This is a genomic window from Telmatospirillum sp. J64-1 (genome assembly GCF_006980715.1).
GTDB classification, from domain to species: Bacteria; Pseudomonadota; Alphaproteobacteria; order Rhodospirillales; family Magnetospirillaceae; genus Oleiliquidispirillum; species Oleiliquidispirillum nitrogeniifigens.
This window is the reverse complement of record NZ_SBHN01000006.1, coordinates 97,542-123,049: the sequence shown is the minus strand read 5'-3', so window position 1 is coordinate 123,049 and position 25,508 is coordinate 97,542. Positions and strand designations below refer to the sequence as shown.

Annotated in this window: 22 protein-coding genes and 1 tRNA gene; 17 read left to right on the top strand and 6 right to left on the bottom strand. The window is 65.7% G+C overall.

Annotated features, from left to right (window positions below; genetic code table 11):
* Window positions 1-274: 274 nt before the first annotated feature.
* The 4 genes from EPD66_RS07675 to EPD66_RS07660 form a co-directional block, all read right to left on the bottom strand.
* The gene (locus EPD66_RS07675) at window positions 275-1,372 is read right to left on the bottom strand and encodes a hypothetical protein (RefSeq protein WP_142847909.1); all 1,098 of its coding nucleotides are present in this window, start codon (window positions 1,370-1,372) and stop codon (window positions 275-277) included.
* Between the two features lie 111 nt (window positions 1,373-1,483).
* Window positions 1,484-2,428 carry an SAM-dependent methyltransferase gene (locus tag EPD66_RS07670; protein ID WP_255448410.1) on the bottom strand — a complete coding sequence of 315 codons (945 nt, stop codon included), beginning with the start codon at window positions 2,426-2,428 and terminating at the stop codon, window positions 1,484-1,486.
* Window positions 2,425-2,661 (bottom strand): DUF1178 family protein, encoded by a 237-nt coding sequence (locus tag EPD66_RS07665; protein WP_142847907.1) that lies wholly within the window; start codon window positions 2,659-2,661, stop codon window positions 2,425-2,427. Before EPD66_RS07665 ends, EPD66_RS07670 begins: the two co-directional genes overlap by 4 nt.
* A 75-nt stretch (window positions 2,662-2,736) precedes the next feature.
* Window positions 2,737-4,137 carry a transglycosylase SLT domain-containing protein gene (locus EPD66_RS07660; protein ID WP_142847906.1) on the bottom strand — a complete coding sequence of 467 codons (1,401 nt, stop codon included), beginning with the start codon at window positions 4,135-4,137 and terminating at the stop codon, window positions 2,737-2,739.
* Window positions 4,138-4,400: 263 nt separating this feature from the next.
* On the opposite strand from EPD66_RS07660, the gene EPD66_RS07655 reads away from it, so the two are divergent.
* Complete coding sequence (locus EPD66_RS07655; protein ID WP_142847905.1) at window positions 4,401-4,820, top strand: bacteriohemerythrin; 420 nt, start codon at window positions 4,401-4,403, stop codon at window positions 4,818-4,820.
* A 52-nt stretch (window positions 4,821-4,872) separates the two neighbouring features.
* Window positions 4,873-6,576 (top strand): alpha-amylase family glycosyl hydrolase, encoded by a 1,704-nt coding sequence (locus EPD66_RS07650; protein ID WP_221930911.1) that lies wholly within the window; start codon window positions 4,873-4,875, stop codon window positions 6,574-6,576.
* Here EPD66_RS07650 and EPD66_RS07645 read toward each other — a convergent pair.
* The gene (locus EPD66_RS07645; protein WP_142847904.1) at window positions 6,522-6,896 is read right to left on the bottom strand and encodes a hypothetical protein; all 375 of its coding nucleotides are present in this window, start codon (window positions 6,894-6,896) and stop codon (window positions 6,522-6,524) included. The genes EPD66_RS07650 and EPD66_RS07645 overlap by 55 nt on opposite strands.
* A 160-nt stretch (window positions 6,897-7,056) precedes the next feature.
* On the opposite strand from EPD66_RS07645, the gene EPD66_RS07640 reads away from it, so the two are divergent.
* The 14 genes from EPD66_RS07640 to EPD66_RS07575 all read left to right on the top strand — a co-directional run bounded on the left by EPD66_RS07640 (window position 7,057) and on the right by EPD66_RS07575 (window position 22,113).
* The gene (locus tag EPD66_RS07640) at window positions 7,057-7,494 is read left to right on the top strand and encodes a MaoC family dehydratase (RefSeq protein WP_142847903.1); all 438 of its coding nucleotides are present in this window, start codon (window positions 7,057-7,059) and stop codon (window positions 7,492-7,494) included.
* A gap of 183 nt (window positions 7,495-7,677) precedes the next feature.
* On the top strand, window positions 7,678-8,664 hold the full coding sequence (locus EPD66_RS07635) for a bifunctional riboflavin kinase/FAD synthetase (protein ID WP_142847902.1): 987 nt from the start codon (window positions 7,678-7,680) through the stop codon (window positions 8,662-8,664).
* Window positions 8,665-8,677: 13 nt separating this feature from the next.
* Window positions 8,678-11,533 (top strand): isoleucine--tRNA ligase, encoded by a 2,856-nt coding sequence (ileS, locus tag EPD66_RS07630; RefSeq protein WP_142847901.1) that lies wholly within the window; start codon window positions 8,678-8,680, stop codon window positions 11,531-11,533.
* A gap of 8 nt (window positions 11,534-11,541) precedes the next feature.
* Window positions 11,542-12,045: a signal peptidase II gene (gene lspA, locus EPD66_RS07625; RefSeq protein ID WP_255448409.1), complete on the top strand. Its 504-nt coding sequence runs from the start codon at window positions 11,542-11,544 to the stop codon at window positions 12,043-12,045.
* Between the two features lie 41 nt (window positions 12,046-12,086).
* A complete protein-coding gene (locus EPD66_RS07620) occupies window positions 12,087-12,659 on the top strand; it encodes a DUF3035 domain-containing protein (protein WP_142847899.1) in 573 nt (190 codons plus the stop codon).
* Window positions 12,660-12,903: 244 nt separating this feature from the next.
* Window positions 12,904-14,274, top strand: a complete 1,371-nt coding sequence (locus tag EPD66_RS07615) for a pitrilysin family protein (RefSeq protein ID WP_142847898.1) — start codon at window positions 12,904-12,906, stop codon at window positions 14,272-14,274.
* Window positions 14,275-14,287: 13 nt separating this feature from the next.
* On the top strand, window positions 14,288-15,610 hold the full coding sequence (locus tag EPD66_RS07610; RefSeq protein WP_142847897.1) for a pitrilysin family protein: 1,323 nt from the start codon (window positions 14,288-14,290) through the stop codon (window positions 15,608-15,610).
* A 127-nt stretch (window positions 15,611-15,737) separates the two neighbouring features.
* A tRNA-Asp gene (locus EPD66_RS07605) sits at window positions 15,738-15,814 on the top strand.
* Between the two features lie 112 nt (window positions 15,815-15,926).
* On the top strand, window positions 15,927-17,711 hold the full coding sequence (gene msbA, locus EPD66_RS07600; protein ID WP_255448408.1) for a lipid A export permease/ATP-binding protein MsbA: 1,785 nt from the start codon (window positions 15,927-15,929) through the stop codon (window positions 17,709-17,711).
* Window positions 17,712-17,726: 15 nt separating this feature from the next.
* Entirely contained in the window at window positions 17,727-18,437 is a 711-nt protein-coding gene (locus EPD66_RS07595) for a lysophospholipid acyltransferase family protein (protein WP_142847896.1), read from the top strand.
* Window positions 18,434-19,723: a 3-deoxy-D-manno-octulosonic acid transferase gene (locus EPD66_RS07590; protein WP_142847895.1), complete on the top strand. Its 1,290-nt coding sequence runs from the start codon at window positions 18,434-18,436 to the stop codon at window positions 19,721-19,723. The genes EPD66_RS07595 and EPD66_RS07590 overlap by 4 nt, the downstream gene beginning before the upstream one ends.
* Window positions 19,710-20,696, top strand: a complete 987-nt coding sequence (gene lpxK / locus EPD66_RS07585) for a tetraacyldisaccharide 4'-kinase (protein ID WP_142847894.1) — start codon at window positions 19,710-19,712, stop codon at window positions 20,694-20,696. The genes EPD66_RS07590 and lpxK overlap by 14 nt, the downstream gene beginning before the upstream one ends.
* On the top strand, window positions 20,689-21,561 hold the full coding sequence (locus EPD66_RS07580) for a lauroyl acyltransferase (protein ID WP_142847893.1): 873 nt from the start codon (window positions 20,689-20,691) through the stop codon (window positions 21,559-21,561). The genes lpxK and EPD66_RS07580 overlap by 8 nt, the downstream gene beginning before the upstream one ends.
* A gap of 18 nt (window positions 21,562-21,579) precedes the next feature.
* Window positions 21,580-22,113: a GNAT family N-acetyltransferase gene (locus EPD66_RS07575; RefSeq protein ID WP_255448407.1), complete on the top strand. Its 534-nt coding sequence runs from the start codon at window positions 21,580-21,582 to the stop codon at window positions 22,111-22,113.
* Window positions 22,114-22,126: 13 nt separating this feature from the next.
* Here the strand turns inward: EPD66_RS07575 and EPD66_RS07570 are convergent, their stop codons facing one another.
* Window positions 22,127-23,752 carry an HD family phosphohydrolase gene (locus tag EPD66_RS07570; RefSeq protein WP_142847892.1) on the bottom strand — a complete coding sequence of 542 codons (1,626 nt, stop codon included), beginning with the start codon at window positions 23,750-23,752 and terminating at the stop codon, window positions 22,127-22,129.
* Between the two features lie 158 nt (window positions 23,753-23,910).
* Here EPD66_RS07570 and EPD66_RS07565 point away from each other — a divergent pair, with 158 nt between their 5' ends.
* On the top strand, window positions 23,911-25,428 hold the full coding sequence (locus EPD66_RS07565; RefSeq protein ID WP_142847891.1) for a UbiD family decarboxylase: 1,518 nt from the start codon (window positions 23,911-23,913) through the stop codon (window positions 25,426-25,428).
* The last annotated feature ends 80 nt before the right edge of the window (window positions 25,429-25,508 follow it).

Genomic DNA, 25,508 nt, shown 5'->3' with positions numbered 1-25,508 from the left:
CGGGAAGAGGGCGCCTATCCCCTTCGTCTTGGGGCCGTCGAGGAGGTGCGGAAAAGGCAGGAAATCCAGCCGTTTAGCCGGTCTGTCGGCAGGGCGGAAGGGGCTGGATGAGCGGCCCTTCGGCCAGCCCGGAGAGGGCGGCGCGGCCGTGCTTCATCCTTTCGGAGTGGGGGAGGGCCGTTCCTTGGGATACGGAAAAGGGGTAGGACAGGCCCTGCACGGCGGGCCGAGTGTCAAAATGAGCCCGCACGCAGCCTGTCTTCTTTGCCGGGCGTCAGCTGGCCGCGCGGGTCTTCATCAGCCAGTCCTTGACCTGGGGCATCATGGCCTTGCAGGTCAATTGGGTCGAGACCAGCAGCTGGTCCTTCTCCTGGCTCATATGCAGCAGCGAATCCACCAGCTTGCGCAGCAATTCCTTGGCGAAGCTGGGCTGGCCCAGGATCAGCGGCAGCATGTCGCTATAGGTGGCCTTCAGCGACTGGACCAGCACATCGGCCTTGTCGATGTTCAGGCGCTGCATCTCTTGCAGGTTCTCGCTGGCGATATAGGCCAGGACGTCGCCATAGACACGGGCGGTGGGCTTGTCCAGGGCGGCGACGGTGTTGAAGAAGCTCTTCTCGCGCGAGAAGAAGTCCCAGGATTTGGGCCCCAGCGCGTTGCGGAAGAACATGTACATGTCGCGGTTCCAGTTGACCGCGCCGACCAGGGCCTGGGGCTGTTCGATCAGGCTGGAGAAGTCGCGCCCTGAGATTTCCTTGGCCTTCTTCAGGACCGAAGGCTCGCAATTGCCGATGATCGCGACCGCTTCCGGCGTATGCAGCGCCAGGATGTCCTGGTCCAATTCCATCAGGTGGATGAGGCTCAGATGCTCGCGATAGGCATCGAGCAGCGGCAATTGCCAGTCGAAGGCCAGGTATTTCAGCAATTCGCGGATCTTGCGCTCGTCGCCGCTGGTAGCCTTGCGCTCGACCACTTCGGTCTTGGTGAAGAAGAGGAAACGCCTGGTGGTCACCGTTTCCTCGACGGTCTCGGTCACCAGGTCCCGTTCGTAATATTTGCGGGCGCAGGTCTTGACCAGCAATTGCTGCACCTGTTCCAGCGTGACCCCGCAGAGCAGCATGGCGCCGTCTTCGCGCACCGGCTTCTTTTCCGGCGACATGACGATGCTGTCGGCGACCTCGGGATGGGAACGATAGGCCTGGATGAAGGCGTGAAGCGCCTTGGGTTCGCCGATCAGATCGCCATAGCCGATCGATTTGTCCACCAGCCCCTTGGCCTTGTAGAGATCCAGGACCTTCTTGATCCCGTCGATCAGGACCTTCTTGGTTTCGGCTTTGATGTCAATCGGCGGTGGCAATGTGGCGACAGCCATCGGGCTTTTCCCGTTCTTTATTCGATAGATGCATCGTCTCATGCCTACCCCGAACGAGGGAGGCGCGCAAGACGATTACCCTATCAAGCCCTGGAAGCGGTGAAGAATAACTTAACGAAGCAAGATCCAGGTCAACTCGTGCTTGTTATGGAACAGATGGACCAGGTGCGAACCCGGAATGGCGGCGAAGGCGCGGGCGGTTTCATGGTCCGTCTCGCCCTGGAATTTCAAAGTGCAGACGAAATTCCGTACCGTGCCCGCGGCAAGCCAGCGTTCGACCATGCGCAGCAGGCGCTGGGGATAGCAGATGACGTCGCAGCACAGCCAGTCGATGGGGCCGACGGCGGCCGGTTCCAGCGCGAAGGCGCTGTCCTGGCGGAAGGTCACGCGGGGCAGGGCATCGATGCGCGGGTCGAGCGGCGCCTTGTCTACGCTGATGACCTCGGCGCCCAATTCATGCAGCACCCAGGTCCAGCCGCCGGGGCAGGCGCCCAGGTCCAGGCAGCGGTCGCCGGGGGCGGGGCGTCGTCCCCCCAGCAGCTGGGTCAGCGTCAGGGCTTCCCAAAGCTTCAGATAGGCGCGGTTGGGCGGGGTCTGCTTGTCCTCGGCGAAATGGATCTCGCCATGGGGCCAGGGGCTGGAGCAGCGCGAAGCCGCCAGGATGGTGTTCTCGTCCCACAGCGTCCACGATCCCAGCGGCGCGCTCGGCGGGTCGGAGGGGAAGACCACCGGGCGCGGCTTGATCGGCGGCAATTGCTCCTGCAGCAATTGGGCGCGGCGGTGAAGCTGGAAGGAATAGAGTGCCCAATTGCGCTGGATGGCGCGCAGGGCCTTGGCCCCCTGCTTGATCGAGGCGATGGGGATCAGCTGCGGATTGAGCCAGACATTCTGCGCCCAGGCCGCCGGGCGCGGCGGTCCGTCGGCAACGACCAGCCGCCCCCGCGTTTCGCGCACCTCGCCCAGTTCGGCGATCAGTTCGGCCTCGAAACCTTCGGCGGCCAGATAGACGGTCGCGTCCAGGGGGCGCGAGGCCGCCGCGTCTTCGTCCGCGCTCACGAATTGGCGAAGGCGCAGGCGCCCGCTCCGCATCCGCCCATGCCGCAGGCCGGTGCCGGCTGGGGAGCGGCCTTGCCGATATTGGGGGCCATGATCGATTTGCTGATGGCGCTATCGCCGCATTCAGGGCAGGACAGGGCGCCTTCGGCGGCCTTGGCGTCGTAATCCGCGCTGTTGTCGAACCAGGACTCGAAGGCGTGGCCGTGGCTGCAGCGCAAGCTGTACTTGATCATGCTCATCCGTCCCATGAGGAGAAACTGCGGCCTTTATCTAAATGGCCCTTCGCGCAGTGTCAAAATCTGCCTTGCCTAGCCCAGCAACGTACGGCGCAGGGCGGCGGCGAGGCGGCCCGCCAGCCCCTCGGGCGTGGTTTCGGCCTCGAGGGTCTTCTCCACGGCGGTGGCGGCGGGCGGCGGCGGCATGGGGGCGGAGATGCGCTCGGCCATCTCGAAGGGCGGCGGCATGGGGCCGGAAATCTGGTGGGCGCTGTCCAACTGGGCGAGGACGACCCGCGTTCCCTCCCATTCCGGTTCGGCGGCGGTTTCCGCCGGGGCGGCGTCCTGCGGCGCATGGGACGGCAGGTCCAGCGGCGACGGCAGGGGCAGGTCGTAGAGACCTGCCAGCCGGGTATAGCTGGTCACCTGGTCGGGCTTGTGCGGCGGCTGGGGCAGCATATGCGCCAGCAGCCACGGATCCGCGGACTCTTCCGCCTCCGCCGCGGCGGCCGTCATGACCGGTTGTTCCGGCTTGGGCGGCGGTGCCGTGGCGATCAGCACGGGCATGTCGGGTTTCGGGGGCGGCGCCGTCGCGACCAGGACCGGGGCCTCGGGCTTGGCCGGTGGTGCGGTGGCGACCAGAACCGGGGCGTCCGGCTTCGGTTCGGGCACGGCGGCCATCATCACCGGGGCCGTCGGCTTGGCCTGCGGAATGGGGGGAGGCTCCGCCGCTGGCGGCTGGGCCTGCGCCATCATCACCGGAGCGGGGGCGGGCGTTTCGGGCTTGACGCCGGGCGGCGGCGGCACGCCGATGCCCAGTTCCTGCTTCAGGGCGGCGAACTGGCGCATGGGCCGCTCGATGCGGGCGGACAGGGATTCGTAGACATTGGCCACGCTGCGGGCGCTGCGTTCTTCCTCCATCCGGGCGAAGAAGACCTGGGGATTGCTGCGCGCCGCTTCGGGCAGCAGGTCCGCCGCCAGTTGGCTGTCATCCGAGGCATGGGCCTTCAGCATGCGCAAGGCGCCGCCGGGGCCGAGGAAATGGGCGAGGTAGAGATCGGCCCAGCCGACCTGCCGCTGCAGGTTGCGTTCCAGATGGGCGCGGTTGTCGCGGGCGTATTCGGCGGCCATCACGGCGGCCAGTTCGGGATCGCGGCGCAGATTCAGGATGTCGCGCCGCGCCTGCGGGTCGTCCACATGCAGTCGGCCGTCGGCGGAACGGCGGATCTTGGCGCTGGCTTCGCCCAGGCCATGGGCCTGGCCGTGCCTGTGGACCAGTTCCAGCCATGTTCCGGCGGTGAACTGGAACAGGCCCGCGGCGGTGGATTTGCTGTTCTGGGCCGTCGGGCGGAAGGCGCTTTCGCGGCTGGCCTGGGCCATGAGGAAGCTGAAGCTGACGCCGGTCTTTTCCGAGGCGCGGCGGATGCTGTCCACCACCGGGGCCGGAATGGTATGGCCGGCGACAGTGAAAGCCGTAGGGGCCGCTTCGCTCATGGATAAAGACTCTCCTTCCTCGCCGCTCCGGCGGCGCCAGATATCCTATCGATGTGAAAGTTAAAAAACACCTGATGAAATGCGCCCGCACAGGGAAAGAGGGCGCTTCCTCTCCCTCCTAAGGTGTCCACCCTACTCCGGAATTGTGTCGCCTCCGTGACTGCGATAGGATGCCCCTAGAAACAGTGGCGCTTTGACGGTCTCTCTTCACGACGGGAGCGCCGCTGGCGGGGGATTTCGTTTTCCGGCGATAGAGGTGGTGGATGGTCTATCTGGGCGGTTCGGCCAAATTCATCGAGTGGCGGCCCGAATACAGTGTCGGCAACATGGTCCTGGATTTCGACCATCAGACACTGATCAACATCATCAATCATTTGCAGTCCACGGTGGATCAGAAGGCCGGGCCGGACGAGATCGGCCGGGTCATCGACAACATGGTCAATTACATCGAGACCCATTTCGCCCGCGAGGAAGAGATCATGAAGGCGGCGGATTTCCCCGACTTCGTCGAGCACGTCGCCAAGCACCGCGAGATCGAGAAGACGGCCCGCGACATCGCCACTCTGTACAAGAAGGATCCCTCCACCATCAATGTGGACGAGGTGATGGAGTTTCTGCGCAACTGGCTGACCCAGCATATCCTGCGCTCGGACAAGCAATACATGCCCTATATCAACAAATAGGCCGCAGCTTTAAGCCTTCAAATCGCCGCAAAAGGCGGGTTATCCTGGGGACATGACGCAGAGCCCCAAGGATTCTTCCGCCGCCTTGCTGCGGCATTCCCCCGCATGGTGGCGGGGGGCGGTCATCTATCAGATCTATCCGCGTTCCTTCCAGGACGGCAATGGCGACGGCATCGGCGATCTGGCCGGTGTGGCCGACCATCTGGATCACGTCGCCGATCTTGGGGCGGACGCCATCTGGATTGCCCCCTTCTTCACCTCGCCCATGCAGGATTTCGGCTATGACGTCTCGGATTACCGGGACGTCGACCCGATCTTCGGCACGCTGGCCGATTTCGACCGGGTGGTGGAACGCGCCCATGCTTTGGGGCTGAAGGTGCTGATCGACCAGGTGTGGAGTCACACCTCGGACCGTCATCCCTGGTTCGTGGAAAGCTGTGTCGATCCCGGCGGGCCCAAGGGCGACTGGTATGTCTGGTCCGAACCCAAGCCCGACGGCAGCCCGCCCAACAACTGGCTGTCGGTCTTCGGCGGCCCGGCCTGGCGGTGGGAGCCGCGGCGGCGGCGCTATTACCTGCATCATTTCCTGTCCAGCCAGCCGGCGCTGAACCTGCGCAATCCCGCGGTGCTCGACGCCGTCCTGGATGCCGGGCGCTTCTGGCTGGATCGGGGCGTGGATGGCTTCCGCCTCGACGCGGTGGATTTCATGCTCCACGACCCGGACCTGCGCTCCAATCCCCCGGCGCCGCGCCCGGCGGAGGGGGATTATCCGGTCAAGCTGTTCGGGATGCAGCGGCATCTCTACGACACCACCCAGTCCGGCGTGGTGGATCTGGCCGAGCGTATCCGCGCCTTGATGGACGAATATCCCGGCACCACCACGGTGGCCGAACTGTCCAGCCAGCCCGGCGCCCTGGCCCGCGCGGCGGCCTATACCTCCGGCGGCACGCGCTTCCACATGGCCTATACCCTGGACATCATGCGCCGTCCCTTCACGCCCGAGGCTCTGCGCCAGTCCATCGCCGAGGCCGAGGCTCATTTCGACGAGGAAGGCTGGCTGTGCTGGGCCTTCTCGAACCATGACGTCGAGCGGGTGGCCAGCCGCTGGGGCGACGGCTCGCCCCGCTTCGCCAAGCTGGCCCTGGCGCTGCTGCTGTCCTTGCGCGGCAGCGCCTGTCTGTATCAGGGCGAGGAACTGGGCCTGACCGAGGCGGAGGTGCCCTACGAGCGCCTGCGCGATCCCTTCGGCATCAATTTCTGGCCCCAGTTCAAGGGCCGGGACGGCAGCCGCACGCCGATGCCCTGGCGTGCCCGCGAGCGTCATGCCGGATTCAGCGAGGCCGAACCTTGGCTGCCCATGCCCGAGGCGCATCACGCCCTGGCCGTGGACCGTCAGCAGGCCGATCCGGATTCGGTGCTGTCCTTCTGCCGCCGCTTCCTGTCCTGGCGGCGCAGCCGGCCCGAGATGGTGGCCGGTTCCATGCATCTGGCCGGGGGCGGCGGGCCGGTTGTGGCCTTCGAACGCCGCCTGACGGATGCCCGGCTGGGCGAGCGGCGGCTGCTCTGCCTGTTCAATACCGCGCGGGAGCCGCATTCCGTGCCCCTGGCGCCGGGCTGGGCGCTGATCGGGGATCCCGGCTGCGATGCCCGCGCGGGCGAGGACGGGGTGCTGCTGGAAGGCTGGGGCGTGGCCTTCCTGTCCTACGATCCCGAGGCATTGGGCGTGACCGCCGGGGATTCGCTGGCCCGCACATAGCCCAGGCCGCGCATGCAGCTGTCCGTCAGGGCCTGGGCCTGGCGGCTCTCGATCTCGCGGTCGGCCTCGGCGATGGGGTTTTCCCAGCGCTGGTTGCCCGGTGGCCCCAGGGGCTGCGTGCCGCCCGGCGGGGCGGTCAGGCGTTCGGCGCGGCTGCGGCAATCGCGGTAATCGGCCCGCCATTGCTCTTCCGGTAGGGCGGGATTGATCCAGTCGAACCCGGCGGGCGTGCAGGCGGACAGGGCCGTCAGGCCGAGGCCGAGAAGAAGGACGGCCCGCCCCCGGAGGGGGAAGGAAGGGCGGAAACGCGCTGCTTTCATGTCTTTTGCCTCCTATGCCCGCAAGATAGGGGCGGGGATGCGGCCTGGAAATGGGAAATATCCATGACGCAAGCGGGGGGATATCTTGTTCGCCTCTTGCGCGTGCGCTATAGTCCCCCCATTCTTTGCTGCATTGCAGAAAAACGTGACGGAGACCACGATGTCGGACGCCAGCGAATTCACCGGTTACTACTTCGAGGACCTTTCCGTCGGTCAGTCGGCGGTTTTCGCCAAGACCGTCACCGAAGCCGATATCCTGCTCTTTTCGGGCGTTTCCGGCGATACCAATCCCGTCCATCTGAACCAGGATTACGCCGCCCAGACCATGTTCAAGGGCCGCATCGCCCACGGCATGCTTTCGGCCAGCTTCATCTCCACCGTCTTCGGCACCAAGCTGCCGGGGCCGGGCTGCATCTATGTCGCCCAGAACCTGAAGTTCAAGGCACCGGTCAAGATCGGCGACACCGTGGTCGCGCGCGCCGAGATCACCGCCCTGAATGCCGAGAAGAAATTCGCCAGCTTCAAGACCACCTGCTCGGTCGGCGAAAAGATCGTGATCGACGGCGACGCCACCCTGATGGTGCCCTCGCGCGGCTGATCCTGCCCTTGAAAAAGCCGTAGCCTCCTGCCGCAGGGGCGGGAGGCTTGCGCTTTTTGCAACAATGGATTACCCCTGACCGGCCGTTGCGACCCGCAAAGCCCGTGCTTTGCTTGCGGGTCGTTTTCGGTTTTGCGCCAGTTCCGGCGCGGCCGACTGACCTGGAGAGGGACTGCTCCGCCGATGCGCATCTTTCGCCACTACGCCGAATTGCCCGCCGAGGTGAAGGGCGGCGTGGTCGCGCTTGGGAATTTCGATGGTGTCCATTGCGGCCATCAGGCCGTGATCGGCCGCGCCCTTGCCGTGGCCGCCGATCTGGGCGTTCCCTCGGGGGTGATGACCTTCGAGCCCCATCCCCGCGCCTTCTTCAATCCTGCCTTGGCGAATTTCCGCCTGTCGCCTTTCCGCATCAAGGCGCGGCTGATCGAGGCCCTGGGCGTCGAGTCATTGTTCATGCAGCATTTCGACAGCGCCTTCGCCGCCCTGACGGCCGAACGCTTCGTCGAGGAAGTGCTGGTCGCCGGACTGGGCGTGCGCCATGTGGTGGTCGGCTACGACTACGTCTTCGGCAAGGGACGCCAGGGCGATCCGCAATTGCTGCGCGACATGGCCGTCCGCCATGGCTTCGGCGTCGATACGGTCGAGCCGGTGCGCGGCGAGGGCGGGGTGGTCTATTCCTCGACCCGTATCCGCGAACATCTGGCCGCCGGCCGACCCGGCGAGGCGTCCCGCCTGCTGGGCCGCTATTGGGAGATCGAGGGCCGGGTCGAACATGGCGATGCGCGCGGGCGCACCATCGGTTTCCCCACCGCCAACTTGCATCTGGGCGAATATCTGCATCCGGCGCGCGGCGTCTATGCGGTGCGCGCCGGCGTGGACCGGGGCGGCGAGACGCTGTGGATGAACGGGGTGGCGAATTTCGGGCGCCGTCCTACCTTCGACAAGACCGAGGCGCTGCTGGAAGTCCATCTTCTGGATTACAGCGGCGACCTTTACGGCCAGCATTTGCGCGTGGCCCTGGTGGACTTCCTGCGGCCTGAACGGAAGTTCGATGGTATAGATGCCCTGAAGGCCCAAATTAACCAGGATGCCGCCGATGCCCGGCGCGTCCTGGAGGCGATGAATTTTTCCGGCGAGCCGGGGCCTGTGGTGCCCGGGCCCCATTGCTGACGAGCTTGAGACAATGAGCGTGGACTATAAAACGACTGTCTTCCTGCCCAAGACCGACTTCCCCATGAAGGCCGGTCTGCCGCAGAAGGAACCGCAGCTTCTGGCGCGCTGGGCGGCGATGGATCTGTATGGCCGCCTGCGCAAGGCCGCCAAGGGCCGCGAGAAGTTCGTCCTGCATGACGGCCCGCCCTATGCCAACGGCCATCTGCATATCGGCCACGCGCTGAACAAGATCCTCAAGGACGTCATCAACCGCTCGCAGCAGATGATGGGCAAGGACGCCGATTACGTCCCCGGCTGGGACTGCCACGGCCTGCCCATCGAGTGGAAGATCGAGGAAAAATACCGCGCCGAGGGCAAGGACAAGGATGCCGTCGATCCGGTGGAATTCCGCGAGGAATGCCGACAGTTCGCCCAGAAATGGGTCGATATCCAGCGCGAGGAATTCAAGCGCCTGGGCGTCGAGGGCAATTGGGCGCAGCCCTACACTACCATGGCCTATGCGGCGGAAGCGCAGATCGTGCGCGAGCTGACCAAGTTCGTCATGAATGGCGGGCTCTATCGCGGCGCCAAGCCGGTGATGTGGTCGGTGGTCGAAAAGACCGCCCTGGCCGATGCCGAGGTGGAATATCACGACCACACCTCGATCACCATCTGGGTCAAGTTCCCGGTGGTGACCGCCGGCCTGCCCGAGATCGAAGGCGCCTCGGTGGTGATCTGGACCACCACGCCCTGGACCATGCCCGGCAACCGCGCCGTCGCCTTCGGTCCCGAGATCGAATACGGCGTCTATGAAATCGAGACGGTGGCCGAGGACTCGCTGGCCAAGTCCGGCGAGCGCCTGGTCCTGGCCAAGGCCCTGGCGGAGAAAGTGCTGAACGACGCCAAGGTCACCGGCTTCCGTCAGGTGGCCGAGGTCGCGGGGGCGTCCCTGGCCGGCACCATCCTGCATCACCCCTTGCGGGCGCGGGGCTTTGACTTCGACGTGCCGATGCTGGGCGGCGACTTCGTCACCGACGAGGACGGCACCGGCTTCGTCCATATCGCCCCCGGTCATGGCGAGGACGACTGGCATCTCGGCACCGCCCACGGCATCCCCGTTCCCGACACCGTGCAGCCCGACGGCAGCTATTACCCGCATGTTCCGGTCTTCGCCGGCATGAAGGTCCTGGACCAGGGCAAGAACGGGAAATACTACTCGCCCGTCGCCAAGCCGGTGATCGAGGCGATGAAGGAACAGGGCGCACTGCTGCATCACGGCAAGATCGAGCATTCCTATCCCCATTCCTGGCGCTCGAAGGCCCCGCTGATCTTCCGCAACACGCCGCAATGGTTCATCTCGATGGAGAAGAACGATCTGCGCGCCAAGGCCCTGACCGCCATCGACGAGACCCGCTTCGTTCCCGCCCAGGGGCGCAACCGCATCCGCTCCATGGTCGAGGCGCGCCCCGATTGGTGCGTGTCGCGCCAGCGCGCCTGGGGCGTGCCGATCACCGTCTTCGTCAACAAGCGGACGGGCGAGGTGCTGCGCGACGAGGCCGTGAACGAACGCATCATCGCCGCGGTCGCCGAGAAGGGGGCGGATGCCTGGTTCGCCGCCGATCCGCAAACCTTCCTGGGCGAGGCCTACAAGGCCGAGGATTACGAGCAGGTCTTCGACATCCTGGACGTCTGGTTCGATTCCGGCTCGACCCATTCCTTCGTGCTGGAGAACGGCCCCTGGGACCTGAAATGGCCGGCCTCGCTTTACCTCGAAGGTTCGGACCAGCATCGCGGCTGGTTCCATTCCTCGCTGCTGGAAAGCTGCGGCACCCGTGGCCGCGCGCCCTATGAGGCCGTGCTGACCCACGGCTTCGTGCTCGACGAGCAGGGCCGCAAGATGTCCAAGTCGCTGGGCAATGTGGTCGCGCCGCAGGAAGTGGTGGACGAATCGGGGGCCGATATCCTGCGCCTGTGGGTGGTCGGCTCGGATTATTCCGACGACCTGCGCATCGGCAAGGAAATCCTGAAGTCGCATGTCGATGTCTATCGCCGCCTGCGCAACACGCTGCGCTATCTGCTGGGCAGCCTGGACGGCTTCACCGAGGACGAGCGCCTGCCGGTCGAACAGATGCCCGAACTGGAACGCTGGGTGCTGCATCGCCTGAGCGAGCTGGACGAGGTGGTGCGCAAGGGCTGCAACGACTTCCAGTTCCACGCGCTGTTCACGGAATTGCATAATTTCTGCGCCGTGGACCTGTCGGCCTTCTATTTCGATATCCGCAAGGACTCGCTCTATTGCGACGCAGCGGGCAGCCTGCGCCGCCGCGCTACCCGCACGGTGATGGACCAGCTGTTCCACTGCCTGACGCGCTGGCTGGCCCCCTTCATCTGCTTCACCGCCGAGGAAGCCTGGCTGGCGCGTTTCCCGGGCGAGGACGAGAGCGTGCATCTGCAGCTCTTCCCCGACATCCCGGCTTCCTGGCGCGACGACATCCTGGCGGCACGCTGGGAAGTGGTGCGCGACGTGCGCCGCGTCGTCACCGGCGCCCTTGAGATCGAGCGCAAGGAAAAGCGCATCGGCTCCAGCCTCCAGGCCCGCCCGGCGGTCTATGTCGGCGCGCAGCATCTCCAGGCCCTGCAAGGGCTGGATCTGGCCGAGATCGCCATCACCTCGGGCATCGAGGTGATCGAGGGGGCTGCGCCGGAAGGCGCCTTCACCATCGACGGCATCGACGGCGTGGGCGTGCTGCCCCATGGCGCCGAGGGCGAGAAATGCGAGCGCTGCTGGAAGGTGCTGCCCGAGGTGAAGGAGCATGACCACGGGCATCCGGGCCTGTGCAACCGCTGCGCCGATGCGGTCGACACCCTGATGGCATCCGCCCAATGAGGCCTGCGATGCGCCTGGGGCTGGCTTGCGCCCTGGTGGTCCTGGTCCTCGACCAGCTCACCAAATTCTGGGCGATCGAAGCCCTGCGGCCGGAAGGGGTGGATCACACCCCCTTCTGGTCGCCCATCCGCTTCGAGGTCACGCCCTTCTTCAACATCGTCATGACCTGGAACCGGGGCATCAGCTTCGGCATCTTCAACAATGGCGGCGACCACAACGCCCTGATCCTGTCGCTGCTGTCGCTGGCCATCGTCATCGGCCTGCTGTTCTGGCTGCGCAAGGCTGAAGGGAGGCTGGTGCCGCTGGCCCTGGGACTGGTCATCGGCGGTGCCCTGGGCAACGTCATCGACCGCGCGCGTTTCGGCGCCGTGGCCGACTTCCTGGATTTCCACGCTTTCGGGTATCATTGGCCCGCTTTCAATATAGCGGATGCGGGAATCGTCGTCGGAGCGGGTCTTCTGCTCGTCGATGCCTTGTTCGCGCCACAGGATTCCCCTAAGAATAGCTCTTGACTGAAATAGCCATGACCTTCGTCTTAAGCGGGAAACCATCCATGCGTAGCATTGCCCGGGCCGGGCGCGTCGCTTTTGCCGGCCTCCTTATCGCCCTTACCGCTACGGGCTGCTCCGAAACGCGGAGCGCTCTTGGCTGGGACAAGCAGGTCCCTGACGAATTCGCCGTGGTCTCGCGGGCGCCGCTGGCGCTGCCGCCCGATTACAGCTTGCGTCCGCCGGCTCCCGGGGCGGTGCGCCCGCAGGAAGGCACGGCGCGGGACATGGCCCGCCAGAGCCTGCTCGGCCGTTCCCTGGGGCCGACCACCCAGATCGACCGTGCCGGGCGTTCCGCAGGCGAGATCGTGCTGCTGCGCCAAGCCGGTGCCGACCGTGCCGATCCGGAAATCCGCAGCTTGGTGAACCGCGAATCCGCCGCCCTGGCAGCCGCCAGCGAAAGCTTTACCGACCGCCTGCTCTTCTGGCGTGACCCCGCCCCCGCTGGCGTCGTGGTCGATGCCGCCGCCGAAGCCCGTCGCCTGCGCGAGAACCAGGCCCTCGGCCGTGCCGTCAACGAAGGCGACACTCCGATCATCCAGCGCCGTCAGCGCGGCCTGCTGGAAGGTCTGTTCTAACAGGCTGTCCTGCACCGCATCGTCACCCCCGCGAAAGCGGGGGTCCATGTGGGGGCTTGTAGAGATGCGAGCCGCTCAATACCGATGCCGCGGCAGCATGGATTCCCGCTTTCGCGGGAATGACGATGAAAGCAGGAGTTTTTCTGCATCAGGTTTCGTGATCACGGCAGGGTGACGTTTGCAGCGTTGCCCAGCCGCCGTCTTCACCTTATATCCCGGCAAACATCACCGCCGGGAGGATGGGATGATCCCCAGTTTGCTTGCCCGCGTGGTTCTGCTGGCGACCCTTGTGGTCGGTCTGGCAGGCGCCGCGCGTGCCCAGGTCTTCAACCCCGAAACCTTCACCTTGGATAACGGCATGCAGGTCGTGGTGGTGCCCAACCACCGCATGCCGGTCGTCAGCCACATGGTGTGGTATCGCGTGGGCTCAGCCGACGAAGAGCCGGGCAAGACCGGGTTGGCGCATTTCCTCGAACATCTGATGTTCAAGGGCACCGAGGAGGTCCCCTCGGGCGAGTTCTCCCGTATCGTGGCCCGCCATGGCGGGCGCGATAACGCTTTTACCAGCTACGACTATACCGGCTATTTCCAGAACATCGCCGTCGAGCATCTGGAAATGGTCATGCGGATGGAAGCCGACCGCATGACCAATCTGCGCCTGGACGAGAACGAGGTGCTGACGGAACGGGACGTGGTGCTGGAAGAGCGCCGCTCGCGCACCGACAACAATCCCAGCGCCCTGCTGTCCGAGCAGAGCAACGCCGCCCTCTATCTGCTGCATCCCTACCGCAATCCCATCATCGGCTGGGAGCGCGATATCCGTGGTTTGAGCCGCGAGGATGCGCTGGCCTTCTATGAACGCTGGTATGCCCCAAACAACGCCATCCTGGTGGTGGCCGGCGACATCACCGCCGAGCAATTGCGCCCCCTGGCCGAACGGACCTACGGCCGCATTCCGGCGGGCGAGGTGCCCGAGCGCATCCGTCCCAGCGAGCCGCCCCATCTCACCGAGCGGCACCTGGTGATGCATGATGAACGCGTGCAGCAGCCGTCCTGGTCGCGGCGCTATATCGCGCCCAGCTACAATACCGAAGACAGCGACCTCGCCTATCCCCTGCAGGTCCTGGCCGAGGTGATCGGCGGCGGCAGCACCAGCCGGATCTATCAGTCGCTGGTGGTGCAGCAGGGCTTGGCCGTCTCGGCGGGGGCCTGGTACAACCCGACGGCGGTGGATACCGGCTCCTTCGGCGTCTTCGCCAGCCCGCGCCCGGGCATTGAGATGGACCAGCTGGAAGCGGCCATGGACGAGGAATTGCGCCGCATCCTGGTCGAGGGCCTGCCCGACGGTGAGATCGAGCGCGCCAAGACCCGCCTGCGCGCCGCCGTCGTCTATGCCCGCGATTCCCTCCATACCGGTGCCCGCGTCCTGGGCGAGGCCCTGGCGACCGGCCAGAGCGTCGAGGATGTGGAAGCCTGGCCCGAACGCATCGCCGCCGTGACCGACGAACAGGTGATCGAGGCCGCGCGCCGCGTTCTCGAACCGACCCGTTCCGTTACCAGCATCCTGCTGCCCGCACGGGCGCAGCAGGCCGGCGAAACCGATGAACAGGGCTGAGGGAGGGATGACGATGTTGAAGAAAGCCTTTTTCGCCCTCGTCCTGCTGTTGCTGCCGGTGCTGCCCGCCCAGGCCGCCGTCCAGGTGGAACGTGTTACCAGTCCCGGCGGCATCGAGGCCTGGTTGGTGCGCGACCATACCAATCCCATCATCGCCGTCGAGTTCGCCTTCCGCGGCGGTGCGGCGCTGGATCCCGAGGAGAAGGCCGGTTTGGCCAATATGGTTTCCGGCCTGCTCGACGAAGGCGCGGGGGACATGGATTCCCTGGCCTTCCAGCGCCGCCTGGAAGACCTGGCGGTGCGTCTCGGTTTCTCGGCGGGGCAGGATAATTTCACCGGCCGCTTGCAGACGCTGACCGAGAACCGCGACGCCGCCTTCGAGATGCTGCGCATGGCCCTGACCGCGCCGCGTTTCGATGCCGAGCCGGTCGAGCGCATCCGCAACCAGATTCTGGCCGGGCTGCGCCGCGAATTGCAGGACCCGAATACCGTGGCCTTCCGGGAATGGTACCGCGTCGTCTTCCCCGGCCATCCCTATGGCCGCCCGGTGCGCGGCTCGCCGGAAACCGTGCAGGCCATCACCGCCGACGACCTGCGCCAGTTCGTCAGCCGCCAGTTCGGCCGTGACAATCTGGTCATCGGCGTGGTCGGCGACATCACGCCCGAGGATCTGGGGCCGCTGCTGGATGCCACCTTCGGCGACCTGCCGGCCGAGGTCAGGCCCGCTTTGGCGCCGGAGGTCGAGCCGCAGCTCAGCGGCGAGGTGACGGTGATCCAGCGCAACATCCCGCAAAGCGTCGCCGTCTTCGGCGAAGAGGGGATCGACCGCCAGGACCCGGACTTCTACACCGCCTATCTGCTGAACTACGTCATGGGCGGCGGCAGCTTCTCGTCCCGCCTGATGGAAGAGGTCCGGGCCAAGCGCGGTTTGGCCTATTCCGTCTACACCTATCTGCAAAGCATGGACCGGGCGGCCATCATGGGCGGCGCCGTCGCCACCGCCAATCCGCGTCTTGCCGAATCCATCGACCTGATCCGCCAGGAATGGCAGCGCATGGCCGAGCAGGGGGTGAGTGAAGAGGAACTCGAGAACGCCAAGACCTACATCAAGGGCTCCTTCCCGCTGCAACTGGACAGCACCGGCAGCATCGCAAGCATGCTGGTCTCGATGCAGATCGACGACCTGGGCATCGACTACCTGGAAAAGCGCAACGAATATTTCGATGCCGTCACCCTGGACGACATGCGCCGAGTGGCCCAGCGCCTCTATCAGCCCGAACGGCTGACGGTGGTGGTGGTGGGCGACCCGGAAGGCCTGTCCGCCGCCGCGCAATAACGGCAGAAGAGGGGCGGGCCTTGCGGTCTCGCCCCTCTTTCGGAGCGATCCGAAGAAAAAATCGCAGCCCTTGCGAAAAGGGCTTGTGGAGGGCAAATGGCCTTGGTATAAGGCGCCTCCCTTGCACGGGGGTGTAGCTCAGTTGGTTAGAGCGCTGGCCTGTCACGCCAGAGGTCGCGGGTTCGAGCCCCGTCACTCCCGCCACTTTCCAGGCCTTGCTGGCTCAAGGCTCGTTGCATGCAACTCCGGCCGTTGGCCCCGCCGCTGCGCCCGTGCTATGTAGACGGCTGCTTTCCGCCGATACACTGACAGCACCTTGAGCAAAATTCCTCTGGACCATTCCACGCATCTTCTGGTGCGCCGCCTCTTCGCCGAGGGCATCCGCCCTTATGTCGGCAAGATTCTCCTCGCTTTTCTGTGCATGGCCCTTGCCGCCGGTTCGACCGCGGCCACGGCCTGGCTGATGGACCCGGTGGTCAACAAGGTCTTCGTCGAGCGCGACGAGGCCATGCTGTGGCCCGTGGGCGGGGCGGTGATCCTCACCTTCCTGATCAAGGGCCTGTCGACCTACGGCCAGTCGGTCCTGATGTCCCAGGTCGGCCTGCGCATCATCACCGACATGCAAAAGCGGCTGTTCAGCCATCTGCTGCAGATGGATCTGGCCTATTTCCACGCCACGGCGACGGGCAAGCTGATCGCGCGCCTGACCAACGACATCAACATGATGCGCGGCGCCGTCTCCAATTCCCTGACGGGGCTGGGCAAGGACGCGCTGTCGGTGATCTTCCTGGTCGCCGTGATGTTCTACCAGGACTGGGCGCTGGCGGCCGTCAGCTTCTTCGTCTTCCCGCTGGCGATCCTGCCGATCCAGCGCCTGGGCCGCCGCATGCGCCGCGTCACCGCGAATACCCAGGAAGAGGTCGGCCGCTTCATGACCGCGCTGGAGCAGAGCTTCCAGGGCATGCGCGTGGTCAAGGCCTATGGCATGGAAGCCTATGAGCGCAGCAAGGTGGGGTCGCTGATCGACACCATCTTCAAGCTGACCTATCGCGCCTCGCGGACCCGTGCCGCGTCGAGCCCGATCATGGAGACGCTGGGCGGGCTGGCGGTTACCGTGGTCATCGTCTATGGCGGCAGCCGCGTCATCGCCGGAGAGACGTCGGCGGGTGCCTTCTTCTCCTTCGTTACCGCGCTGATGCTGGCCTATCAGCCCCTGAAGTCGCTGGCCAACCTCAACACCAGCCTGCAGGAAGGCCTGGCCTCGGCGCAGCGCGTCTTCGAGATGCTGGACCTGAATCGGAACATTACCGAGAAGGCGGATGCCAAGCCCCTGGTGCTGAAGGGCGGGGCGGTTTCCTTCCGCGACGTCTATTTCGGTTATCGCGGGGCGGAGGACGAGCGTCCGGCCCTGAACGGCCTGTCTCTCGAGGTGCCGGCCGGGCGCACCGTGGCCCTGGTGGGGCTGTCGGGGGCGGGGAAGTCGACCGTCCTCAACCTCATTCCGCGCTTCTATGACGTCAACAGCGGTTCGGTGACCATCGACGGCCAGGACGTGCGCGACGTCACCCTGAACTCGCTGCGCGAGGCCATGGCCCTGGTCAGCCAGGAAATCACCCTCTTCGACGATACCGTCCGGGCCAATATCGCCTATGGCCGCCCCGGGGCGACGGAGGCCGAGATCGAGGAGGCCGCCCGCCATGCCGCCGCCCATGACTTCATCATGGCGCTGCCCCAGGGCTATGACACCATGGTCGGCGAGAAGGGCATCAACCTCTCGGGCGGCCAGCGCCAGCGCTTGGCCATCGCGCGCGCCATGCTGCGCAACGCGCCGATCCTGCTGCTCGACGAAGCGACCTCGGCGCTGGACACCGAGTCCGAGCGCCATGTCCAGGCGGCCCTGGACGCCTTGATGAAGGGCCGCACCACCATCGTCATCGCTCACCGCTTGTCCACCGTGGTCGGCGCCCATATCATCCACGTGATGGATCAGGGCCGTGTGGTGGAAAGCGGCAATCACGAGGAATTGCTGGCCAAGGGCGGCGTCTATGCCCGCCTTTACTCCCTGCAATTCGCCGCCGAACCGGCTCCGTCGGAGGGCTGAGCCGTGTTGAAGAGGATGCTGAAGACGTTCACGCGCTCGGACGGCGTTCGTGCCGCCTTGTGCTGGTTGGGCTCGCTGTATATCCGGCTGGTCATGAAGACGGGGCGCTGGGAGGTGGTGAACGGCCATATCCCCGCGGCCTATTGGGATGCGGGCAAGCCCTTCATCCTGGCTTTCTGGCATGGCCGCATCTTGATGATGCCCTATAGCTGGCGCCGGGGCGTGCCGATCAACATGCTGATTTCCCAGCATCGCGACGGCCAGCTGATCGCCCGCACCGTCTCGCATTTCGACATCGACACCATCGCCGGTTCCAGTTCCAAGGGCGGCAGCGGCGCCTTGCGCGCCATGCTCAAGGCGCTGAAGGCCGGGCAATGCGTGGGCATCACGCCCGACGGTCCGCGCGGGCCGCGCATGCGGGCCTCGGCGGGGATCGTCAATATCGCCAAGATGGCGGGCGTTCCCATCATCCCCGCGACCTTCTCGGCCAAGCGCAGCCGCGTTCTGGGCAGTTGGGACCGCTTCATGGTGGCGCTGCCCTTCTCGAGGGGCGTCTTCGTCTGGGGCCGTCCGTTGGAGGTGCCGCGCGATACCAGCGAGGCCGGGCTGGAAGCTCTGCGCGAGGAGGTGGAGGGACGGCTCAACGCCATCACCGCCGCGGCCGACCAGCGGATGGGGCATGAAGCCGTCCTGCCCGCCGAGAAGGTGCAAGAGGCCGGAACGTGATCCTGTCGCTCTATCGCGGCTTGACGGAATTGGGGGCGCCGCTGCTCTCCCTCTACCTCAACCGCCGTCTGGCGCGGGGCAAGGAGGATGCGGCACGTTTTCCCGAAAGGCTGGGCCAGCCAAGCCTGCCGCGCCCCGAGGGGCGGCTGGTCTGGCTGCATGCCGCCAGTGTCGGCGAAAGCCTGTCGGTGCTGCCGCTGATCGAGCGCCTGACGGCCGAGCGTGGCCTTTCGGTGCTGATCACCACCGGCACCGTGACCTCGGCCCGGCTGATGGCCGAAAGGCTGCCTGCCGGGGCACTGCATCAATATATTCCCGTGGACCGGCGCGCCTATGTGGCGCGTTTTCTCGATCATTGGCGGCCCGACCTGGCGCTGTGGGCGGAATCCGAACTGTGGCCCAACATGTTGGCCGAAGCGCGCGCCCGTCGCCTGCCCATGGTGCTGATCCAGGGGCGGATGTCGGCGAAATCCTTCCGCAACTGGCGCCGTGCGCCTTCCTTCGCCGCCGAGATGCTGTCGTCCTTCGCCCTGTGCCTGGGGCAGACGCCGGAAGACGCCGCCCGCCTGCGCGAGCTGGGCGCGCGGGAGGCCGATTGCGTCGGCAACCTGAAACATGCCGCCCCGCCCTTACCGGCCGAGGAGGGGGCGCTGGCGGAGGTGCGGCGCCTTCTCGGTGGGCGTCCGGTCTGGCTGGCGGCCAGCACCCATGACGGCGAGGAGGCCCTGGCCGCCCGCGTTCATCGCCGCCTCGCCGCCCGTCATCCCGGCCTGCTGACGGTGGTGGTGCCCCGTCATCCCCAGCGCGGCCCGCGCATCGCCGAGGACTTGGCGGCGCAAGGCCATGCCGTCGCCCTGCGCTCGTCCGGCGCGGCCGTGGAGGCGGGGACGGAAGTCTACCTGGCCGATACCCTAGGCGAATTGGGCCTGTTCTACCGCGCGGTGAAGCTGGTCTTCGTCGGCAAGAGCCTGGGGGCGTCCGGCGGGCAGAATCCGCTGGAACCGGCACGTCTGGGCTGCGCCGTGCTGTTCGGCCCGAACATGGGCAATTTCGCCCCTGCGGTGAAGCTGCTGCTGGACCGGGGGGCGGCCTGCCAAGTGGCGGACGAGGCGGCCCTGGCCGAGGCCCTGGACCGCCTGCTGGCCGACCCGACGCAAGCCGCGGAGATGGGCGAGCGCGGCCGCGAGGCCGGTCTTGCCGAGGCCGGGGCGCTGGACGCCCTGCTGGCCCGGCTGTCGCCCTGGCTCGACGGCCTGGAGGAAAAGGCGGTCCATGCGGGCACCTGACTTCTGGGCGCGTGACGGCGCCTTGCCTCGCCTGCTGTCGCCGCTGGGCTGGCTTTATGGAACCGCCGGGGCCCTGCGCCAAGCGTCCGCCACGCCCCTGCGCCTGGACGTTCCGGTGATCTGCGTGGGAAATATCACGGCCGGCGGGGTGGGCAAGACACCCGTCGCCCTTTCCCTGGCGCGTCTGCTAACGGATTCGGGGCGGAGGCCACATTTCCTCTCGCGCGGCTATGGCGGGCGTCTGGCCGGGCCGGTGCGGGTCGATCCACAAATCCATGGCTATCGCGATGTAGGCGACGAACCGCTGTTGCTGGCCCGTGCAGCCCCCTGCTGGATTTCCCGCGACCGCGCCGCCGGAGGCCGCGCCGCCCAGGAAAACGGGGCGGGCGTGGTGATCATGGATGACGGCTTCCAGAATCCGTCCCTGGCGAAGGACCTGTCTCTGGTGGTGGTGGATGGTGCCACGGGCTTCGGCAATGGGCGGGTGATTCCCGCCGGTCCCCTGCGCGAGCCGGTGGCGCGCGGCTTGTCCCGTGCTTCCGCTTTGGTGGTGGTGGGACCGGACCGCTGCGGCCTTGCTGCCCTGGCGCGGCATGCCGGGCTGACGCTGCTGCGCGCCGGCATGGTGCCGGGCCCGGAGGCCGCGGCCCTGGCGGGCAAGCGCGCCGTCGCCTTCGCAGGGATCGGCCGCCCGGCCAAGTTCTTTGACACCTTGCGCGGACTGGACGTCACGCTATTGTCCTGCCATGCCTTCGCCGATCACCATCCCTTCACCCGTGCCGAGATCGAGACGATCCTGGAGGAAGCCCGCAGCCAGGAGGCCATCGTCTTGACCACGGCCAAGGATTTCGTGCGCCTGCCTCAGGATCTGCGCCCGCATGTGGGGGTGCTGGGGATCGAACTGCGCTGGGAAGACGAGGCGGCATTGCATCATGTGTTGAGGAAAGCCTGGGAGAGAGACGGGAATGAATAAGGGCGGCTTGCGCAATTTCATGCTGGCCGTGCTTGGGGTCGTGGGCTATGGGCTGTTCCGCATTCTGCCGCTGGACTGGGCCTCGGCCCTGGGATCGGCCATCGGCCGTCATATCGGCATGCGGATGAGCGTGACCCGGCGCGCGCGGCGCAATCTGGCGCGCGCCTTTCCCGAGAAAAGCGAGGCCGAGCGCGAGAAGATCGTGCGGGATATGTGGGACCATCTCGGCCGCTGCCTGGGCGAATTCTCCCAGATCGATCGCATCCTGAAATCCGACCGGGTCGAGATCGTCGGGGCGGAATATCTGGAACAACTCCGCGACGACGGCAAGCCGGGGCTGATCGTCTCCGGCCATATCGGCAATTGGGAGGTGGGCGCCAACCTGCCTCACCAGCGTTACGGCCTGCGTCTGCATTTCATCTTCCGGGCGGCCAACAACCGCTGGGCCAAATGGCTCTACGAGCGCCGCACCGTGGAAGATGCCGGCGAGATGATTCCCAAGGGATCGAGCGGGGCAAGGCGGGCGGTGCAGCTGCTCAAGCAGGGCGAGCATATCGGCATGCTGGTGGACCAGAAGATGAATGACGGCATTCCCGTTCCCTTCTTCGGCCGCGACGCCATGACCGCCCCGGCCCTGGCGCAGTTCGCCTATAAATTCGATTGCCCGATCCTGCCCGCCCGCATGGAACGCCTGGGCGGCGCCCGTTTCCGCTATACCATCTTCCCGCCCATGGACCTGCCCCATAGCGGCGACCGCCATGCCGATATCCTGGCGGCCATGACCCAGGTCAACGCCACGCTGGAAAGCTGGATCCGGGAGCGCCCGGATCAATGGCTGTGGCTGCACCGCCGCTGGCCGGATTGAGGTCTCCGGAGAGGAGCCTTGGATCCCTTCTCGCCCATGGTCCGTATCCGCAAGGCGCGTCCCGCAGACGCGGAACGGCTGCCCGAGGTGGAACGTTCGGCCGGCAAGGCTTTCCTGGCCATCGCCGATCTGGCCTGGATCGCGGATGACGAGGTGCAGTCGGCCGAGCGGCATCTGGAACTGATCGCCGGGGGCTTTTCATGGGTCGCGTTCGACGGGGAGGATGTCCCGGTCGGTTTTCTGAGTGCCGAGAAGTGCGGGAACCGGCTGCATCTCTGGGAGCTTGCCGTCGCACAGCGGCATCAGGGACAGGGGATCGGCCGCAGGCTGCTCCAGCAGGCAGTCGAGGCGGCAAGATCAGATAGCCTCGAAGCCGTGACCCTGAGCACCTTCCGGGACGTTCCATGGAACCGGCCCTTCTACGAAAGGCTCGGCTTCCGGACATTGGAGGCGGGCGAGATGCCTGCCGCCCTTCAGGCCGTTCTCGACGAGGAAGTGGCGCGCGGTCTTCCCGGCGAAAGACGATGCGCCATGATGCTCGCCCTGCGCTAGGTCCCCTGTTTCCCTAATGGGTGGCGGGGGAAGGGAGATACTGGCCGATATCCACCTCGTCGATCTGTTCGGGGGCTAGGAATTTCTCCGCATATTCCTTATAGACGCCGGAGGTCAGGAACAGCGCGAACAGGTCCGGGTCGATATGCTGGTCCTTGCACATGAAGGACATGATCCGGATGCTTTCGCTCAAGGTCTTGGCCTTCTTATAGGGGCGGTCGGCGGCGGTCAGGGCCTCGAAGATGTCGGCGATGGCCATGATGCGTGCCGGGATGGAAAGCTGCTCGCGGGTCAGGCCCTTGGGATAGCCGGTGCCGTCCATTTTCTCGTGATGGCCGCCGGCATATTCCACCACGCGCTTCATACCCTTGGGGAAGGGCAGTTGGGAGAGCATGTCGATGGTCACGACGATATGGTCGTTGATGATCTTGCGCTCTTCATCGGTCAGGGTGCCGCGCGCCACCGACAGGTTCTTGACCTCGTCCTCGGTCAGCAATGGGGCTTCTTCGCCATCCGGACTAGTCCAGCGCAGGGCGGCGATGCGATTCAGGCGTTCCAGCTTGTCGGGGGCCATGAACTCGCCGCCGATATTGATGGTCCGCAGGAAAGTGCAATCTGCCTCCAACTCGGCCAGATGGGTTTCCAATCCGGCCTTCAGGGCTTCGGCATCGCCGCCCTGGGCGAGGGCTTTCCAGTATTCCGCCTCGGCCCGGGCCTTCAGCACCTCGAAGCGTGTGGCGACCTCGTGAATGCGGTCGTGGACGGTTTCCAGCTTGGTGGATTTGTCCATGACGTGGTTGGGGGTGATCAGCTTGCCGCAATCGTGCAGCCAGCCCGCGATATGCAGTTCGTACCAGCCTTCGGCGTCCAGGTCGAAATCGGCGCAGAGCCCGTCCTTGGCCTCGACGGCGGCGCGGGCCAGCATCTCGGTCAGTTGCGGCACGCGCTGGCAATGGCCGCTGGTATAGGGCGACTTGGCGTCGATGGCGTGGGCGATGACCTGGATGAAGGAATCCAGAAGGTCGCGCTGCCCCTGGATCAGGTATTGGTTGTCGAGTGCCACGGCGGCTTGCGAGGACAAGGCTTCGATCAGCGGCACGAAGGCGGGGTCGAAGGGAATGACCCGGTCGAATTCGTCGCGTGCATTGATCAGCTGAAGGACGCCGATCACTTCGTTCTTGTGGTTGCGAAGAGGCACGGTCAGGAAGGATTGCGAGCGGTAGCCGGTGCGCTCGTCGAAGGCCTTGGTTCCCGAGAAGTCGAAATCCTCGGCCGAATAGGCATCGGCGATGTTGACGGTCTTGCCGTTCAGCGCCGTATGGGTGGCGACATTGTGATGGTTGGGTCTGCCCTCGGCATCGAACAGGGACAGGGGCGGGTAGGGGATCTCGGCCCCCGTGGTCCCGCCCATGGCGATATTCAGGCTGTCGTTGCGCATGATGGCGAAGCGCAGCCCCTGCTCGTCGTCCGTGCGAAGATAGAGCGTGCCGCCGTCGGCCCGCGTCATCTCCTTGGCGCCCATCAGGATCGTCTCGATCAGGCGGGCCTTGTCGCGCTCGGCGGAGAGCGCGATGCCGAGTTCGATGACCTTCCGGTAATGCTGGTCCGGATCAAGAAAAAGCCGCGCCTGTGCCGTCATGCCCCCAGTCCCCCCTCTGCAAACCCTGGAGAGGAAGAGTAGCGTCAAAAGTGAGGAACAGGAAGCCACCTAGAGATGATAGTTTCGCCGCATCAATGGCTTGACGGCGGCGGCTATCGCCGCTTGATTGGCGCGGGAACAAGAGAGCGGATTTTTCCATGCCCTATTCTTCGCTGCGCGACTTCATCGACCGTCTTGAGCGGGATGGCCGTCTGGTCCGGGTTTCGGCGCCGGTCTCGCCGGTGCTCGAGATGACGGAAATCCAGACGCGCCTGCTGGCCGAAGGCGGCCCGGCGGTGCTGTTCGAGGATGTGCGCCGTCCCGACGGCAGCGCCTATGACATGCCGGTCCTGGTCAACCTGTTCGGCACGGTCGAGCGTGTCGCCTGGGGCATGGACCGCGAGCCGCATCAGTTGCGCGAGGTGGGCGAGACCCTGGCCTTCCTGAAGCAGCCCGAACCGCCGGGTGGCTGGCGCGAGGCGGTGGAGATGCTGCCGCTGCTCAAGACCGTCATGTCCATGCGGCCCAAGACGGTGTCTTCCGCGCCCTGCCAGGAAGTGGTGCTGACCGGCGACGACGTGGATCTGTCGCGCCTGCCCATCCAGAGCTGCTGGCCGGGCGAGCCCGCGCCGCTGATCACTTGGCCGCTGGTGGTGACGCAAGGCCCCAATCCCAAGGGCAACCGCTCGGACGCCTTCAACCTGGGCATCTACCGCATGCAGGTGACGGGGCGCAACACCACGCTGATGCGCTGGCTGAAACATCGCGGCGGGGCCCAGCATTACCAGCGCTGGGCCAAGGAAAAGCGCGAGCCCTTGCCCGCCGCCGTGGTCATTGGCGCCGATCCGGGCACCATCCTGGCGGCCGTCACGCCGGTTCCCGATACCTTGTCGGAATACCAGTTCGCGGGATTGCTGCGCGGCCGCAAGGTCGAGCTGGTGGATTGCAAGACGGTGCCGCTGAAGGTGCCCGCCACCGCCGAGATCGTGCTCGAAGGCCATGTCATGCTCGACGAGTTCGGCGACGAGGGCCCTTATGGCGACCATACCGGCTATTACAACTCGGTCGAGCCCTTCCCGGTCTTCCGCGTCTCGGCCATCACCATGCGCCGCAAGCCGATCTATCTGTCCACCTTCACGGGCCGTCCGCCGGATGAGCCCAGCGTGCTGGGCGAGGGACTGAACGAGGTCTTCATTCCGCTGCTGACCCAGCAATTCCCGGAAATCGTGGATTTCTGGCTACCGCCGGAGGGATGTTCCTACCGCATAGCGGTGGTCTCCATGAAGAAGGCCTATCCCGGCCATGCCAAGCGCGTGATGATGGGGGTGTGGTCGTTCCTGCGCCAGTTCATGTACACGAAATTCGTCATCGTGGTGGATGACGATATCAATTGCCGCGACTGGAAGGAGGTCATGTGGGCGGTCTCGACCCGCATGGACCCGGCCCGCGACATCACGGTGATCGAGGGCACGCCCATCGATTACCTGGATTTCGCCTCGCCGGAATCCGGGCTCGGCGGCAAGCTGGGCATGGATGCCACCAACAAATGGCCGCCCGAAACCCATCGGGAATGGGGCGAGAAGATCCGCATGGACCAGGATGTGATCGACGAGGTCAGCCGCAAATGGTCCAGCTATGGTTTGCCCGGCAGCGGCAAGCCGATCTGGAAGGATTAGAAAGTGGCCGCCCGGCGGGAGGCGTGATACCGTCGGGCGTTCAGTTTCCTCTCTTGGGCAACCACCAGTCCTGCGGCCCG

Excerpts from the sequence above, each read along its gene's own strand:
- EPD66_RS07675 (WP_142847909.1), bottom strand. The coding sequence starts at position 1,372 with ATGGCTGTCGCCACATTGCCACCGCCGATTGACATCAAAGCCGAAACC.
- EPD66_RS07665 (WP_142847907.1), bottom strand. The coding sequence starts at position 2,661 with ATGATCAAGTACAGCTTGCGCTGCAGCCACGGCCACGCCTTCGAGTCC.
- EPD66_RS07660 (WP_142847906.1), bottom strand. The coding sequence starts at position 4,137 with ATGAGCGAAGCGGCCCCTACGGCTTTCACTGTCGCCGGCCATACCATT.
- EPD66_RS07655 (WP_142847905.1), top strand. The coding sequence starts at position 4,401 with ATGGTCTATCTGGGCGGTTCGGCCAAATTCATCGAGTGGCGGCCCGAA.
- EPD66_RS07650 (WP_221930911.1), top strand. The coding sequence starts at position 4,873 with ATGACGCAGAGCCCCAAGGATTCTTCCGCCGCCTTGCTGCGGCATTCC.
- EPD66_RS07645 (WP_142847904.1), bottom strand. The coding sequence starts at position 6,896 with ATGAAAGCAGCGCGTTTCCGCCCTTCCTTCCCCCTCCGGGGGCGGGCC.
- EPD66_RS07640 (WP_142847903.1), top strand. The coding sequence starts at position 7,057 with ATGTCGGACGCCAGCGAATTCACCGGTTACTACTTCGAGGACCTTTCC.
- EPD66_RS07635 (WP_142847902.1), top strand. The coding sequence starts at position 7,678 with ATGCGCATCTTTCGCCACTACGCCGAATTGCCCGCCGAGGTGAAGGGC.
- ileS (WP_142847901.1), top strand. The coding sequence starts at position 8,678 with ATGAGCGTGGACTATAAAACGACTGTCTTCCTGCCCAAGACCGACTTC.
- lspA (WP_255448409.1), top strand. The coding sequence starts at position 11,542 with ATGCGCCTGGGGCTGGCTTGCGCCCTGGTGGTCCTGGTCCTCGACCAG.
- EPD66_RS07620 (WP_142847899.1), top strand. The coding sequence starts at position 12,087 with ATGCGTAGCATTGCCCGGGCCGGGCGCGTCGCTTTTGCCGGCCTCCTT.
- EPD66_RS07615 (WP_142847898.1), top strand. The coding sequence starts at position 12,904 with ATGATCCCCAGTTTGCTTGCCCGCGTGGTTCTGCTGGCGACCCTTGTG.
- EPD66_RS07610 (WP_142847897.1), top strand. The coding sequence starts at position 14,288 with ATGTTGAAGAAAGCCTTTTTCGCCCTCGTCCTGCTGTTGCTGCCGGTG.
- EPD66_RS07595 (WP_142847896.1), top strand. The coding sequence starts at position 17,727 with ATGCTGAAGACGTTCACGCGCTCGGACGGCGTTCGTGCCGCCTTGTGC.
- lpxK (WP_142847894.1), top strand. The coding sequence starts at position 19,710 with ATGCGGGCACCTGACTTCTGGGCGCGTGACGGCGCCTTGCCTCGCCTG.
- EPD66_RS07580 (WP_142847893.1), top strand. The coding sequence starts at position 20,689 with ATGAATAAGGGCGGCTTGCGCAATTTCATGCTGGCCGTGCTTGGGGTC.
- EPD66_RS07570 (WP_142847892.1), bottom strand. The coding sequence starts at position 23,752 with ATGACGGCACAGGCGCGGCTTTTTCTTGATCCGGACCAGCATTACCGG.
- EPD66_RS07565 (WP_142847891.1), top strand. The coding sequence starts at position 23,911 with ATGCCCTATTCTTCGCTGCGCGACTTCATCGACCGTCTTGAGCGGGAT.